We start from the raw sequence: 15,628 nt of genomic DNA on the forward strand, positions 1-15,628 counted from the left end.
CAGAGAAGGGAAAATATAGTACACAGCGTATAAGATTTAACTCCAATTCTTCTGCTTAATTTTTTGTTACATACTTATAAATTTTTCCCACGGCTTACTTATTGTCCGTTGGGAGAAAGGTAAATCACCTTGATACAACCGTTGTAAAAACTTAATTTGCTCTTGGGGTGTAATTTGCAATGGCTGTTGTAGCCAAAAACGATCAATGTCTGCGGGGGTTCCAATCTGACGATTTCCGTAACCTACTTTGTTAATAAATTGCTGCATCCGTTCATATCCAGCCCTACGTGCCAGTACTTGATAGAACCAAACAGTTGAATCTTTAAAGGCTTGACGCAAATTCGTATCATGATTCCAAGCATCGATATCTCGATGAATTCCATCCCAAGTGAGAACCGCCACATCATCAGGAACTACACCTGTTTCTAATGCCACCAGCGCGTTAAAAATTTTGAATGTCGAAGCTGGAGGAATCGCAGTTGCATTACGTTTAGGATTGTGTTCATAGGTGCGGTTATTTTTTGAGTCGTAAATCAAGATTGAGCCTTCACGCCCAAATTCTTGAAAGTGTCGCCCAAAATTTGGCGCTTTAATAGCAGGACGTTCAGATGAGGTTGAAGCTGGTTGAGCCAGAATAGGCATTGTTCGGAAGCTAATTACACTCAATACCGCAATACATCCAAGAATTGTAAATATAATAGCTTGCCTTCGGTAATGCCGAAGAGATTGCCACATACCAAACAAGATATTTTTCATTGCATATTTAATAAAATCACAAAGGAGATTTTACAATGCAATCTTGCTCATTTGCGGGGAGATGAACATCTGTGCATCCCTACTCCATCTGCATTTATCTCACAAAATAGCGTTTTTCCCCTCTGATTTGTAAAGCGAGCGATGAAGAGTTCTACGCTTGGCTAATTCTTTACCTTTGCGGCCAAGTTGCTCACGTAGCTGTTGATCTTTGCACAACCGATTGAAAGCTTGAAAAACTTCATAACCAGAATTGGGATTGACCAGTATCCCATTTTCTTCATGCTGAACTGTGTCTAGAACACCACCTAAGCGAGGGGCAATGATAGGCTTACCGAAGTAACTTGCTTCTAAATAAACCATACCAAAACCTTCCATATTATTAGGCTTAGTATCTAATAAAGTCAGCATGGCAAATATGTCGCAAGCTGCATAATAACCTGCTAATTCACGCTCTGGCACATATCCCGCAAAGTGGACGCGCTTATCTACCCGCAAACGATGCACCAGAGATTTCAGTTCCGATTCACTTGGCCCTTCACCGCAGATTATATAGTGGACATCGACCCCAAAAGTTAGCAATAGTGGGATGTTATCAATCACTCGGTCGAAAGCTTTATGTTTTACTAGCCTTCCTATGGAGAGAATAACTATTGCTGAATCGGGAATGTTGTATGCCTGACGCACGCGAACACGCAAATCATCAAGGCTACTGGGACTCCCGACATTGTTACCAAATTTTTCTGGTCTGATTATTGGGTTAATAACGTAAGTAGGAGTATCTAATCGTAAAGCAGTTCTGAGGTAGTCTTGTGTATAAGAACTGTTACAAACAATACCTTCGGCTCTATGAAGTGTTAATTTAAATAGCGATCGCAGTACGGGATTGTGTAATGTACAAAGAAAATCATTACCGTGCAGATAGATAAAAAAGCGAATAGGTAACAAATAGCTCAATAGCAACAGTGAAGGAAAATCATAGCCGTGGCCCCACTCTATATAACGGTAGTGATAGCGAAAATAGAGTTTGATTGCTAGCACAAATGAGCAGACAATATTGACAAAAGGCTTTAGGATATTTCCCACAAAACCACTACGCCAGTATCTAGGATAAAACCAGCGATATACTGGAAATTGTTGACCTTCATCAAATACTTTATCTCCTGAGCAACTAGCTGCCAGCACAATAACTCGTTCTGGATCTTGGAGACAACGATTGTACATATATTCTCCAATTACAGCTTCTTTCGGCAAAAATATCCGGGATATGACTAGGATATCTGGGTATACAGCTTTGTCTCTGATTTCGGCTGTTAGTTGAGAAATATGTTCCATAATCAAGTTGATAAATTTACTTCAAATAATTTTGAATTTATTTACAATTAGGATTACTTTCCAAACCATAATTATTATTTTATTTCTTTTAAAACGAATCTGGTAGACAAAATTGAAGGCTATTTTAGAAGATTAGCCAGCAAGATTGTTTTTTATTGTGTTGATTTTATTTTGGCGGCAAAACTCTCAACATTTGAGAATTTTTGTGCATGATGGACAATAAAATAAAATCTAGCACTTGTAGTCCAATGTAGTCAAATTTCTCACTGAAGAACTGTTGCAAAAATTACGAAATTTACCTACGTTCACTAGACTATCTTGAATAGTCTAGACTGGTGTGCCAAAATGCCAAAATTTTAGATAAGTATTTCATAACTATCTGTGTCTGCTTAGTGCTGTTGATAAGCATCACGTCCATTTTTAACACTACTATGCATACGTAAGAATCAGGTCTATATCCGTCCTTTATATTACTTGAAATAGAGAGATATCCTTTTGGATTCTGACAGAACAAGTAGGGTGAAGTATTAAAAAATTAGTCAAAATAATCATGAGAAAGGAGAAACATCTGTATAATCCAAGACTGTAGCCTGGAAGTGCCCAGTCTAAGACGTAGCCAAAATTGCCCGTAGGCGTAGCCCGTCGTAGACATCACAAATTTCTGTGATGATGAACATATCTTAAGGTACGGTTCCCCAGTCGAGAAATCCCCCCTGCGATCGCTGCCTATGCCAGATAAGACGCGGTAGATTGAATATGTAGCGTTTAAAAGTGAATTGCTACAAAGCTTGCTTGTTACGGACTGGCGTTAGTGACATAACCGCAAAACTCCTACCAGCATGGAGATAAATCATAAAAATTCTGTTTTCCAAGCGATTGTGTATTATGCGTAAAAAACTACAACAAATCAGCAAACCACTGTTAAAAACCTTCTTAGCGCTAGGACTGGTGTTAACTTTGGTTCTTAGCCACGCCGATGGAGCATTAGCGGCCCGCAGTGGGGGTCGAATCGGTGGTGGCTCCTTTAGAGCGCCTTCCAGCCGCACCTATACACCGCGCACTTATGCACCTCCCGGCGGGGGCAGATACTATCCTGGCGGTGGTTTTGGTGGTGGTTTTGGCTTTCCCTTCCTACTTCCTTTCTGGGGTATTGGGGGAGGATTTGGTGGTCTATTTAGCATCTTAATTTTCTTTGCGATCGCTAATTTCTTATTGCAAACTTTCCGCCGTGTCTCTGGCGGTGAAACACCAGAAGCAGATTACAGTAGTAACTCTCCTGTTTCTGTAACTCGTTTGCAAGTTGGTTTGTTAGCTCAAGCGCGTGAATTGCAAAATGAACTCAACCATATTGCTGAAACTGCTGATACTAACACCCCAGAGGGAAGAGCAGAAATTCTGCAAGAAGCCAGCCTAGCTTTACTCCGCCATCCCGAATACTTTGTATATGCAGGTGGTGGCACTCAACAAGCCAGTTTAAATTCAGCTGAAAGTCAGTTTAATCGGCTGTCACTGGCAGAACGCAGCAAGTTTAGCGAAGAAACTCTTTCTAACGTCAACAACCAGCTAAAAGCAGCCCTTGCCAAAGAAGCTTTACCCCAGGCTGGTGAACTAGACAACCCCACCCGCCTATTTACTGAAGGCCCTGGAGAATACATTATCGTCACCTTGCTGGCGGCAACACTAGGCAAGTTTGATATCCCCACAGCAATTAACAGTGCTGATGATTTGCGTCAAGCTTTGCGCCAAATTGGTAGTATCCCTAGCGAAAAACTTCTGGCAATTGAAGTACTTTGGACTCCACAAGCTGAAAATGATACGCTCACATCTGATGATGTACTGGCAAATTATCCTGATTTGAGACTTGTTTAATCTCTAAAAATTTCGCGCTTTACTGCCACTAAAGAACTTGGCATCTTGGCGAAACAAATAAGTTCCACTTTAAGTGCAATAACTAGAAAACCGTTTGTCAATAACAAGCGGTTTTTTGTATAACCTCGATATACTAATAATTACGCACTGAGAACTAAAATCTCGATCCACCCTAACTCCTCTGAAAATGGGAGAAACTCTCAAAGCGCTGTTTAAAAAGGGGTTAGGGGATCTATTATGCGTAAGCCCTATATACTTAACTATCTTTTAGAAAAATTATTCTTAGCCAAGACTTTGGTAATATTATCAAAATGTTATACACGTAAAGCGGTATCTTATGCCTAATGTTGAAGCCGACGAAAACCGAGAGCATCGCATTAAAACAGAGATCATTGTAGATGCTGAAGACAAAGAAGACCGAGCTATGGGTTGGTACTACTACCTCGAAGAGACTCTGAATTTTCCCTTTATGGCTAAATGGACTAAGAAGGGACGCAAATCAGGCTCTACCGAGGAGAAACCAGTGGAAGTGCTGGGAATGGCCCCAGATGATGAGTGCTTAAAAGATATGCTTGTAGAAGTAGCTTACATTGGTGGTAAGGATGATGATGTATATTCTGCAAAGTTATCTGAAATAGCAGCCATTGATGCTGACAGCGAAACTCAAGAAGCGATCGCAGACTGGCTCTATTGGATTGCCAGAGGATACAAGTTTTAAACTCTAGGATAAATATCGAATGACGCGGCAGGGATTACCAGCAGCGACAACATTCTCAGGTATATCTTTGACAACTACACTGCCAGCACCAATGGTTGTGTTATCACCAATAGTGACACCTGGACAAATAATTGCACTGCCACCAATCCAGACATTATTACCAATGTTTATTGGGGCAGCTAATTCTCTACCAGAAAGGCGAATTTCTGGCTCTGTAGGATGATAAGCTGTATAAATTTGTACATAAGGAGCGCATAGGACATTTTCACCAATGTGAACTGGATTACAGTCTAAAATTACACAGCCATAGTTCATATAAAATTTGTCGCCGACAAAAATATTACTACCATAATCACAGTGAAAGGGCGGCACAATTGATACTTTGTCACCTATCTTTCCAAATAACTCTTGCAAAATTTGCTGCCGTTGATCTTGCTGTTCTTCAGTTGTAGAATTGTACCTTCGCAACAGACGACTAGCTCGTTTATTTTCAGCAGCCAATTCTGGATCTTCCGCCAGATATAACTCGCCTGCGAGCATTTTCTGTTTTTCGGTTTTTTCCATGACATTCAGAATAGTTGTGAAAAAAATCAAAGGATTTTGATTTTAATGGCAGCATAAAGGACTAAGTAAGCTAGCACAATACAATCAAAATCAAAGTATGTAAATAAAAAGGAACTAGGCTAAAACCCTTATACCTATTGCCTTATCCCAACGAAAACTATTTAAGCCCACTTAAGTAAGTTGGCGTGAAAAAAACTAAATATATTGAGAAACGTAAATAGGCTTAAACCCTTACTAATGACCATGACAAAGGACAGCCTTAGCCAGTTAGTTTTAATTTCGCAGACCTACTTACTTAGATTAACTAAATATGGCATAAGTCGCTTTTCCCTGCCGTTTAGCTCGGTACATCGCAATATCAGCATCCCGTAGCAGAGTTGCAGGTTCCTCATAACTACTAAAATTCCAAGCAATACCAATACTAGCTGTAGTAGATAATTCATATCCATTCAGATGCAGTGGCGATCGCAACGATTCTTGAATCCGTTTGGCAACATTGGTAGCATCGGTAATGTCTTTAATATCCTCTAAAAGAACTGTAAACTCATCACCACCAAATCGGGCTACAGTATCACCACCACGTAAGCACGACTCTAAACGTCTAGCGATCGCTACTAAAAAATCATCCCCTATTCCATGTCCAAAGCGATCGTTAATCTCTTTGAAGCCATCTAAATCCAAAAATAAAACTGCAAAATAATAATCGCTTCTGCGTTTGCTGCGCTCAATTGTTTGTCTGAGCCTGTCTAGAAATAAAACACGATTTGGTAATGCTGTCAGCCCATCATAAAACGCATTACGGATCAATTGTGCCTCTGTCTGCTTGCGTTTGGTGATATCTTGAAACACTAAAACTGCACCAGTGATATTACCATTGCGATCACGGATGGGTGCAACTTTATCCCCAATCGCTATCTCTCTACCATCTTTGGTAATCAGTATACAGTTTTCTGGAAAATCCAAAATTTCACCTGTTTTGATTACATCTGCGGCTAAATTTTCAATTTTTTCTCCTACATCTTTGTCAACTAAGTTAACTACTTCTACTAAATCTTTACCGAACGCTTCACTTTCCTTCCAGCCCGTGATTATTTCTGCTATGGGATTCATCATTTGAATACAACCATCAGCATAAGTCACAATCACTGCACTGCTCATACTATTAATAATTGCTGCCAGCCTTTGTTTTTCTTCGTATAATATTTTTTTGCTTTGATGTTTGTATAGAGCCATTTCAATCGCAAAATGTAAATCACTTTCAATAAATGGTTTGACTATGTAACTAAAAGGCTCACTTAGCTGGTTTTCATATAATGTTTTATATTCTGAATACTCTGTTAAATATACTACAGGCACATGAAAGTGATTTTGGATGATGTCTGCTACGTTCACACCGTCAATTTCACCAGCTAGGCAGATATCAATTAATACTAAATGTGGATGAGTTTCGGCTACCTTTTTTATTGCTTCTTCACCAGACTTAGTAGTTTCTGATACGGAATAACCTAATTTTTGTAAACTGTTTCTAATATTTGAGGCTATGATTTTTTCATCCTCAACAACTAGGATTTTGCGGGCGAACATGGTAAAACAACCTGTTTGCTAGGGTTCAAATTTTTGTTGTCAGTGTCAACTCAATTGAAAAGTCATTATTTTATCATAAACAATCTTTTACGACTCTGTAGTATTGCTTGATATAAATACTTAACTAATGAGCAAATAGCTCGTATTATTAACCTCCAATAATTTCTGTGTTTGTCAAAGCTAATTGTGATTAATGTATGCGGCTAATATCATGTCAGTAGCATAAGAATGTAAATTACCATATAATTAGCAGTAATCAAAAATTTATTTTCAACAATATACAAGCAATCATCGTCTTAAATAAAACAAATATTAAGTATAGTATTTATGTCAAAATTAATCAAGAATAAAAGTTCATAAAATCACAGTCTACCACTTTCAAATAATTTGAAAAAATTAATATAGTATCTTGTATGTAATATGATAATATCCATTGATTATAATACTACTAAAAATTAATCGTTATCTGGAATTAAAGAGTTTAATAAAACTTTGTCTACAAATAGTGTTTGTCTCAGTCGGGATGCAAATTATCGTCTGAAACTGTCTGATTACCAATTCTCTAAAGTTGTTCCAAAACAAGGAGATTTTGCGCCTAGTTTTACCAAGTAATCTAGCTTCTGTGCAGTTTCACAAAGAATTGGTATGAAATTTTGAATTGTGAATTCAAGAGTATAAATTAAAATTATTTATTGGTTTTAGTTAATACTAAATCACAAATTGTTTTAACTGAAAATATGCATGTTAAATGCTCATCAGCAAATAACATGATTTTTTAGTGTTTTTTGATAACGAGCAAGTGCTGGGGGCAATGGCAGGAAAGATTCTCTTTGTGAGATACTTCCGCGCTCCATAAAAACCCCCTGTTTTTGCTAGTTTATAGATATTGACAAAAAAAACACGTTTTGTGCTTTAGAGATTGGACTTACTTTTAGTAAGTTCAATGCTAATTTTGCCACCAAAATCTGGAATAGGTGCAGCAGGTTTGCTCAGAATTACTTGGACTTGTGTTACACGATCGCACTCTTGGAGAATAGAATCTGCGATCGTTGCTACCAATTTCTCCACCAAAGCAAACTTAGACGTTTTGACCAGATGTTGTATCAAGCTAATGACGCTGCGATAATCTAAAGTGTCTTCGATCGCGTCAGTCTTGGCCGCTGTGGAGATATCCAACCATAACCTCACATCCACCTCAAACCATTGTCCTAGCACTTGTTCTTCTGGTAAATACCCAGTGTAGCCATAGCAGCGAATTCCCGTTAAATGAATGCAGTCCATAAAAGTTTGAGAGCAAATTGGGCATTTTGTAGAAAGTGGAACAAGAAAGTGTCGAGGATCGGCTTCCCTCCCTTAGACTTCTTTTCACCAAACTTTCCCAGATGGATTTTAAATTAAATTTCCCTAAACAAAATCTAAAATTTCAGATTGTTTTATAGCTATGTTTGATTTAATGCCGATCGCCTTTAGGAATGTTAATCAACTTTGGGCTTACATTTTAACAGAGACCCTAAAGCGGTTGGGATTGACTTGTGCCATCATTTGTCCTGGCTCACGCTCCACACCCTTAGCAATAGCCTTTGCTCAACAAGCACCTGAGATTGAAGCGATTTCCATTCTCGATGAACGTTCAGCCGCCTTTTTCGCCTTGGGACAAGCTCAAGCAACCGATCGCCCTGTAGTACTAGTTTGTACCTCTGGTACAGCAGGAGCAAATTTTTATTCAGCAGTCATTGAAGCTTCATATAGTCGCGTACCACTATTGATACTAACTACCGATAGACCGCCAGAATTGCGAGATTGTCACTCTGGGCAAACCGTAGACCAGTTGAGATTATATGGAAACTACCCAAATTGGCAAACAGAGTTAGCCTTACCCTCCGCCGATCTGGGAATGCTAGCTTATCTGCGACAAACAGTAATTCATAGCTGGGAAAGAGCGCAAACTCCTACAAAGGGGCCAGTACATTTGAATATTCCCTTTCGCGATCCTTTAGCGCCTGTTCCTGATGGAACCGACTTGAGTTATTTGCAATCACTGTTTGAATCAGAAGACTTCTTTGTAGGAATAGCAAACTCATCTCCCATTCCCCATTCCTCATTCCCCATTCCCCAACTATGGAAAGAATGCGATCGCGGTATCATTATTGCAGGTGTTGCCCAACCGTCACAACCAGAAGAGTATTGTAGAGCGATCGCACAACTTTCCCAAACTCTCAAATGGCCTGTGTTAGCTGAGGGACTTTCCCCAGTCAGAAATTATGCCGAACTCAACCCTTATTTGATTTCCACTTATGACTTGATTTTGCGAAATCAGCAACTAGCAAAGCAGCTAGCGCCCGAAATGGTGATTCAGGTGGGTGAAATGCCTACGAGTAAAGAACTGCGTGCTTGGATAGATGCAACGCAACCCCGACGCTGGGTAATTGACAACAGTGACCAAAACCTCGATCCTTTGCATGGAAGGACGACGCATTTACGGATATCTGTAGAAGAAATCAAGGTAGAAGAGAGAAATTTATCTTTCTCCTCAGACTATTTGCAGCAATGGTGTGATGCGGAAACTAAGGTTAGGTTAGCTGTTGATGAGACGATGGGGAAGATAGATGAAATAATTGAGAGTAAAGCAGCTTGGTTAATTTCTCAGATTTTACCGCCTGGAACGCCTCTATTCATTGGCAACAGTATGCCTGTACGGGATGTAGAATATTTCTGGAAACCGAATAATTTAGGAGTGCGATCGCACTTTAACCGGGGTGCAAATGGCATCGATGGCACATTATCCACAGCTTTAGGAATTGCCCATCGCCAGCAAAGTAGTGTCATGTTAACGGGAGATTTAGCTTTGTTGCATGACACCAATGGTTTTTTAATACGCAATAAGTTTGTCGGACATTTGACGATTATATTAATCAATAACAATGGCGGTGGCATTTTTGAAATGTTACCTATTGCCAAGTTTGATCCACCATTTGAAGAATTTTTTGGCACTCCCCAGGATATTGATTTTGCTCAGTTGTGCGCTACTTATAATGTGCAGCATGAATTGATTACTTCTTGGCAGAAGTTGCAGCAAAAATTAAACCCGCTCCCAACTACAGGAATTAGAGTTTTGGAGTTGCAGACAAATCGTAAAGCAGATGCCAAGTGGCGACAGGATAATTTACGTAAGTTTGCCGCGAATATTAGAATTTAACTATATTGGAAGTTAAGATAATAACTCAAAGTTTGTACATGACAATAATAAAAAAATCATGATAAATGAAATAATTCTGATTGGAAAGACAGTTGAAGAAGCTACTGAATATGTAAAAATTAACGGTTATGAATTGTTTATAGTGCAAGACAACTGGATGGTGCAAAATCCACTTACTAGAGGAGTGTATGTAGTTGTAGTGGATAATAAAATAGCTAAGCTTAAAGATGTTCGTCATTAAGGTTGAGGCAAAATAGCTAGTACAGCACGGCAGAAATCCAGCCACCATCTCAATTAACCAGACAAGGGGCTTAAGCCTCTTGTTAAAGGTAGGGAAACTTCCGCCACAGTGTACTAAACATTTTGAAGTTACATCTGATCTCCCCAATCGAACCCTAACTGAGCAATCAGTGTAGACAATCACACGTTCAAGATATTAAAAAAGCGAGAAAGTTAACTCAGCAATCTATTGATTGACTTTGTAACCACCCTTCCAAGTCAGCGATCGCAATCTCAATTCCAACAGCAAAAAAGCTAAGGCTTCCAACGTTCCTCAGCGATTTCACCAAATAGTCGTTTTAACAGTCAGAGAATGAGCGATCGCACTTTTGCTTCCACTGCTTCTGATATACCCGCGTGTCTGCAAATGCTTCTTCACTTCGGGAAACTTTATTTGTAGCCATAATTATTTTACGGAGTGCGATCGCCCTTCTTATTTGTGTGAAACTTACCTGCTTATGAAACTTACCTGCTTAGTTGACGTTGTAACCATCCTTCCAAATCAGCAAGAGTAGAGAAATCCAACAAAGCATCACTTAAAGCTTCCAACTGTTCCACCGATAACCCTTGAATCTGAGACAGAAGCGTATCAGGAATTGTACCCACAAGTCGGTTTAACTGTCGTAAAACGACCTTTCTTTCTCCTTCTTCCTTTGCTTCCCTAATAGCCCGTGGTTCTTCCAAATTCAGTCCCAACATCGCTGCAATCTCCTCTCGACTAAGATTAGAAAATTTATAGACAATAATCGTCGTCACTAAATCAATTATCGCTTGCTCCGATTGTTGCCGTGCTTGTTGTAGCAAAAACCGCGCCCCTTCCACTGCTTCGGTTTCAGAAGTAACATTTGTCAGCAACATCAAACCCAATCCCAAAGGTTGTTGTCGTAAATCTCCCAACTCATCCAGATAAACCCGCCTGACTTGACCACTTTCCAACAAAGCACGGTGAATCGAAGAGGAAGAAGGTTCCAGGCTACGAGAACCAAAAATTATGACTCCAAACCAGTCATCGTAACGGATAGAGTGGCGGTAGAGAAACAAAAACAACTCACTAAAGAAGCGGTGATATAAGTCTTCGTCCTTCTGAAACTGGACTTCTGCAAAAAAGACGGTTTTGGAAACTGCATTCGCGGGAGGTAAAAATACTCCATCAATTCGAAACGCGGTTTCTTTCACCTCAACTGATTCAAACTGGTAGTTCTCCGCTTCTGGGGGTGGTTCATCTACTAATTCAAACAGCAAACCAGGAAATTGCTTAAATAATTTATAGAAGATGGTGTCACGTCGCATTTTTATTCCTCAACACCCAGACAATTACAAGATTGTAAAAGCTTGAGACAACAATTTAGCCTAGGCGTAGCCCACCGCAGGTATCGCATGTCCCTACGTCCGCGATAAAATTCTCAAGCACAACAGCGCACTTCATACCAATGCAAATTAACTGGCAAACTGCCAAAACCTACGAAGATATCCTATATCAAAAAACTGATGGTATTGCAAAAATCACTATCAACCGTCCCCATAAACGCAATGCTTTCCGTCCTGAAACAGTCTTTGAACTGTACGACGCTTTCTGTAATGCTCGTGAAGATACTACCATTGGTGTTGTCCTATTTACTGGCTATGGCCCACATACTGATGGCAAATATGCCTTCTGTTCTGGTGGCGATCAAAGCGTGCGTGGACATGCGGGTTATGTAGACGATACTGGTATCCCTCGCTTAAATGTGCTGGACTTACAACGCCTGATTCGTTCCATGCCGAAAGTAGTGATTGCTTTAGTCGCTGGATATGCGATCGGTGGCGGACACGTTCTACACTTAATTTGTGACCTTACCATTGCTGCCGATAACGCCATTTTCGGGCAGACAGGCCCAAAAGTTGGCAGTTTCGACGGTGGTTTTGGAGCCAGCTATCTCGCCCGCATTGTGGGACAAAAAAAAGCTAGAGAAATTTGGTTTCTTTGCCGCCAGTATAATGCACAACAAGCTCTAGAAATGGGTTTAATTAATTGCGTCGTCCCAGTCGAACAACTAGAAGCGGAAGGTATTCAATGGGCGCAGGAGATTTTAGAAAAAAGTCCGATCGCAATTCGGTGTCTCAAAGCTGCCTTCAATGCTGATTGTGACGGACAAGCTGGTTTACAAGAACTCGCTGGCAACGCTACTCTACTCTATTACATGACAGAAGAAGGGTCTGAAGGCAAACAAGCTTTTCTCGAAAAGCGTCCACCAGATTTTCGCTCTTTTCCTTGGCTACCTTAAAATTGCAAAAATCGCACCCTTTATTGAGGTGCGATTTTTGCAAATGTCAACGTTTATGGCACTAAATATCTTAAAAACAAATCTTATCTTAAGCAAACTACAAAATTGGTTCAGTAATAATGGATAACTAAATAAACACTGCTTCAGTCTTGGCCTCTTCAGAATATATAGAGGCAGTTATTTCTTCTACAGGAGCAGGAGCAGCATGATCTAAATCTGAAGCCGGGGAATGAGAACAAGCTAAAACTGGCCTTGCATCTGGCAAAGTCCAAGCATCTTCCAAGGTTTCCCAAGAAGGTGCAAAAGGTGGGAGCGCCAAGGAGCAAGCCTTCCAAGTTGCTTGGACTGGCGCTCCCAACTGCTGGCACGTTCCACCACGGCGACCTTCTGGCTGGTAATGACGGCAATATTTACAGGCAGATGCTAAAAATTTAATAGGTTTCATTCGGATTCATCTTTAGTGCCGTTTTCGGCTGAATTTCATCTTTATATTTTGCTTCTATATATAAAGACGGATAAAAGCCAAAAAACCATTATTTTCTATAGCTTTCAGCGATCCCGACGAAAAAATAAACTTTAGGATATTTTTATAATCTTGTTATATTTTTAAATAATCTGGAGAGTGATTACCTATTGATTTTGGCTAAAACTTATTAGGGATCAAGAGTAAAACTAAAGCTTTTGATTTATTTAGCCTTTTAACTTCCTCCTTAAGGATGCCTTAAGACATATAATTTCAGATAAATAGTCTGGTTTTAGTACCACGTTTGGTATATTTTAGCTGTAAAACATCTTTTTTCTCAAGAATTAGAACGAACTTATCTAGATGGCAGCAGCAAATTACTTTGAGATAAATTCTGCCCAAGGAATAATCGCTAAAATATTTTGCGTTCAATTTAGGCCAAGACTGACTTACTTTAAAACTTTTTAGCAGCACAGACAGAACAGACTGCCCAGCGCTGGAGTTCGCCGGGTGGGGTGGGAGATTCACATTGAGGACAAAGGGGTAAGCCATGCGATCGCGATCGCATAATCTTCGTCCAATGCCCAAAAGCAGCATTTACATCCTTGGTGGGTGTAACATCAGGGCGGCTAATCTCATCACCAATGTAACTGGGATGCTCGTGGGGCAAAACCGTTTGTTGCTGTTTTCTCTCCACAGATGGATTCTGCCAGCTAGCAGTAGAGAAGCGAATATCAACCAAAGGCGTTGGCAGTGTTTTATTCAACTTTAAAAGCAGAGACGTGCGACCAAAAGTCAGGTTTTGCGCCCAAGCAGCACTAGAAGTTGCTACCGACAAAACATCGCGTTGAATCAACAATGGTCGAGTATTGGCGGCAACCACTGGCCCAACAACAGTTGCCCAACACTTGAGCAACTGTTGAAATGGTTGCTCCTGCCATTTAGACTGCTTTTCCAGAACGCCTAAAATATCATTAATTGATTTCAACGACATCATTCAAAGTGGGGAGTGAAGAAGGGAATAGGATAGGGTACAGGTTACAGGTTACATGCAGATTATTCACTATCACCTGTCACCTGTCACCTCTTCCCCAATCCCCAATCTATTTAAATAATTTTCGCTAATATTGTCAGAAATATATCTATAGTTATTCCAGAAATCTACGTTTGAGGCACACAGGCAATGACTCAAAACCCCCTAAACGATTCCGGTACTCAATCGTCTAAAACGCCTGGGTTGAAACCAGCGCTAACAGCAGCACTAGCAAGTTTAGAAGTACCGCTAGATCAAGAGTTAGCTCGATACCGACGCACGCGAAATGGTTTAGTGTCATCGAACCAGCGCCGTGTTGCAAGTTACATGAGCAGTCAAACCCAGTCTTTGACTGCCATTCCTACAACATTGGGAACAACTCAGTCATCAGTAACGGAAATTAAAACTAATGTGCCGCCTGCTGTACCTGTGAATCATCAGGGAACCCCAGCGCCAGCTACGGAAATTGACGTACCACCAGCATCTTCTGTAGTTATGAATCATGAGGTGAAACGAGCGCCAGTTACGGCAAATACCGAAGAAGCAAATAATCTCAATGTGCCCTCTACCCCAGATTCTGCTAAAACACAAACTCAACTTCCACCGCCACCGCCCAATTTTAGTAGCAGCATCGTGCCAGTAATTGTTAAAGATATTAAGAGCGAAAATCTTTTGCAGACAGATAACAGCCCTAAACATCCAGATGACTACTTAGAATCTAGTGAAGCACTACTGCGAAGTCTGACAGAAGAACAACCAGAAAGCCAAAAACCAAGCAATTCTAGTGACAGTCTACTATCACCTTTAGGTATCGGCTCGATGTTGCTGCTATTGTTAGCAAGTCTTACCTTGGGTTATGTAGTATTCAATCCCAAAGGCTTGCCTCAATGGAATTTAGGTAAGTTGTTTAACGGAAACTCGTCTCCCGCACCAGGAAATACTGAAGAAGTTGGGAGTAATGTCCAACCTCAAATCCAGCCACCAAGCACATCATCTATGTATCCCAATCTTGCGGCCCAAGAGTTTCCTGATGTGAGAGATCCTAACGATCTCGTTGGTTTACAACCTAAAGTCCAACCAACCGCCGCAGTAGTGCCTAATCCAGGCGTTCCTCAAAACCGTGTAAATCCTCAAGCACCATTGTCTAGCCCCAATACAGCCCTAAAACCGACAAATCCGATCGCTTTAGCGCCAGTACCAACTGTACAATCCTTACCTCCCCTAAATTTACCTCCCATTTCAACGGCAAAAACCTCGCCCCAGCCAATCGCAGCCTCACCAAAGCCTAATGCAGAAATCAAACCAGGAACAGATGGGTTCTACCATGTCGTGATAGATAATAAAGGTGCAGCTTATGCTTCAGCACGGCAAGTAATTCCTGATGCTTATTTATCACCCAACAAAGAATTGATTTATCTCGGTGCTTTTAAGACTAAAGAGCAAGTACAAAAACAGATGCAATTATTACAGACAAAGGGAATTCAGGCACGAGTTCAGCAACCATAAGTTGCAAAAATCTACGATACCATGAGATAACAGTCCTGACTTATGAGTGCTGTTAGCGGATAGC

At 40.4% G+C, this 15,628-nt stretch carries 13 protein-coding genes and 1 pseudogene; 6 read left to right on the plus strand and 8 right to left on the minus strand.

Going from position 1 to position 15,628, the window contains the following annotated elements; translation table 11 throughout:
• Positions 1-99 precede the first annotated feature (99 nt).
• Positions 100-756 (minus strand): annotated as a pseudogene (locus tag H6G86_RS18040) (penicillin-binding transpeptidase domain-containing protein); the annotation flags it as partial.
• A gap of 99 nt (positions 757-855) precedes the next feature.
• Positions 856-2,088: a glycosyltransferase family 4 protein gene (locus tag H6G86_RS18045; protein WP_190935474.1), complete on the minus strand. Its 1,233-nt coding sequence runs from the start codon at positions 2,086-2,088 to the stop codon at positions 856-858.
• 885 nt (positions 2,089-2,973) lie between these two features.
• On the opposite strand from H6G86_RS18045, the gene H6G86_RS18050 reads away from it, so the two are divergent.
• Positions 2,974-3,957 carry a DUF1517 domain-containing protein gene (locus H6G86_RS18050; RefSeq protein ID WP_190935475.1) on the plus strand — a complete coding sequence of 328 codons (984 nt, stop codon included), beginning with the start codon at positions 2,974-2,976 and terminating at the stop codon, positions 3,955-3,957.
• 337 nt (positions 3,958-4,294) lie between these two features.
• Positions 4,295-4,675: a calcium-binding protein gene (locus H6G86_RS18055; protein ID WP_190935476.1), complete on the plus strand. Its 381-nt coding sequence runs from the start codon at positions 4,295-4,297 to the stop codon at positions 4,673-4,675.
• A 3-nt stretch (positions 4,676-4,678) separates the two neighbouring features.
• Here H6G86_RS18055 and H6G86_RS18060 read toward each other — a convergent pair whose 3' ends face one another.
• From H6G86_RS18060 to folB, 3 genes are all read right to left on the minus strand, one after another.
• Positions 4,679-5,239: a sugar O-acetyltransferase gene (locus H6G86_RS18060; RefSeq protein ID WP_185587251.1), complete on the minus strand. Its 561-nt coding sequence runs from the start codon at positions 5,237-5,239 to the stop codon at positions 4,679-4,681.
• Between the two features lie 300 nt (positions 5,240-5,539).
• Positions 5,540-6,823: a GGDEF domain-containing response regulator gene (locus H6G86_RS18065; protein ID WP_190935477.1), complete on the minus strand. Its 1,284-nt coding sequence runs from the start codon at positions 6,821-6,823 to the stop codon at positions 5,540-5,542.
• Between the two features lie 912 nt (positions 6,824-7,735).
• Positions 7,736-8,104 carry a dihydroneopterin aldolase gene (gene folB / locus H6G86_RS18070; RefSeq protein WP_163936207.1) on the minus strand — a complete coding sequence of 123 codons (369 nt, stop codon included), beginning with the start codon at positions 8,102-8,104 and terminating at the stop codon, positions 7,736-7,738.
• 160 nt (positions 8,105-8,264) lie between these two features.
• Here folB and menD point away from each other — a divergent pair, with 160 nt between their 5' ends.
• Both menD and H6G86_RS18080 read left to right on the plus strand, forming a co-directional pair.
• Entirely contained in the window at positions 8,265-10,019 is a 1,755-nt protein-coding gene (gene menD, locus H6G86_RS18075; RefSeq protein ID WP_190935478.1) for a 2-succinyl-5-enolpyruvyl-6-hydroxy-3-cyclohexene-1-carboxylic-acid synthase, read from the plus strand.
• Between the two features lie 58 nt (positions 10,020-10,077).
• On the plus strand, positions 10,078-10,260 hold the full coding sequence (locus H6G86_RS18080; protein ID WP_190935479.1) for a hypothetical protein: 183 nt from the start codon (positions 10,078-10,080) through the stop codon (positions 10,258-10,260).
• A 503-nt stretch (positions 10,261-10,763) separates the two neighbouring features.
• Here H6G86_RS18080 and H6G86_RS18085 read toward each other — a convergent pair.
• Positions 10,764-11,588: a DUF2887 domain-containing protein gene (locus H6G86_RS18085; protein ID WP_190935480.1), complete on the minus strand. Its 825-nt coding sequence runs from the start codon at positions 11,586-11,588 to the stop codon at positions 10,764-10,766.
• Positions 11,589-11,728: 140 nt separating this feature from the next.
• On the opposite strand from H6G86_RS18085, the gene menB reads away from it, so the two are divergent.
• Positions 11,729-12,562, plus strand: a complete 834-nt coding sequence (gene menB, locus H6G86_RS18090; protein ID WP_185581727.1) for a 1,4-dihydroxy-2-naphthoyl-CoA synthase — start codon at positions 11,729-11,731, stop codon at positions 12,560-12,562.
• 127 nt (positions 12,563-12,689) lie between these two features.
• On the opposite strand, the gene H6G86_RS18095 is transcribed toward menB, so the two are convergent.
• Positions 12,690-13,007 (minus strand): hypothetical protein, encoded by a 318-nt coding sequence (locus H6G86_RS18095; RefSeq protein ID WP_163936222.1) that lies wholly within the window; start codon positions 13,005-13,007, stop codon positions 12,690-12,692.
• Positions 13,008-13,479: 472 nt separating this feature from the next.
• Positions 13,480-14,019, minus strand: coding sequence for a DciA family protein (locus H6G86_RS18100; protein ID WP_190935558.1), 540 nt, complete (start codon positions 14,017-14,019; stop codon positions 13,480-13,482).
• A gap of 189 nt (positions 14,020-14,208) precedes the next feature.
• Here H6G86_RS18100 and H6G86_RS18105 point away from each other — a divergent pair, with 189 nt between their 5' ends.
• Positions 14,209-15,564, plus strand: a complete 1,356-nt coding sequence (locus H6G86_RS18105) for a hypothetical protein (protein ID WP_190935481.1) — start codon at positions 14,209-14,211, stop codon at positions 15,562-15,564.
• Positions 15,565-15,628: the final 64 nt, after the last annotated feature.

The organism is Nostoc sp. FACHB-133 (assembly GCF_014698055.1).
Lineage (GTDB): Bacteria > Cyanobacteriota > Cyanobacteriia > Cyanobacteriales > Nostocaceae > Nostoc.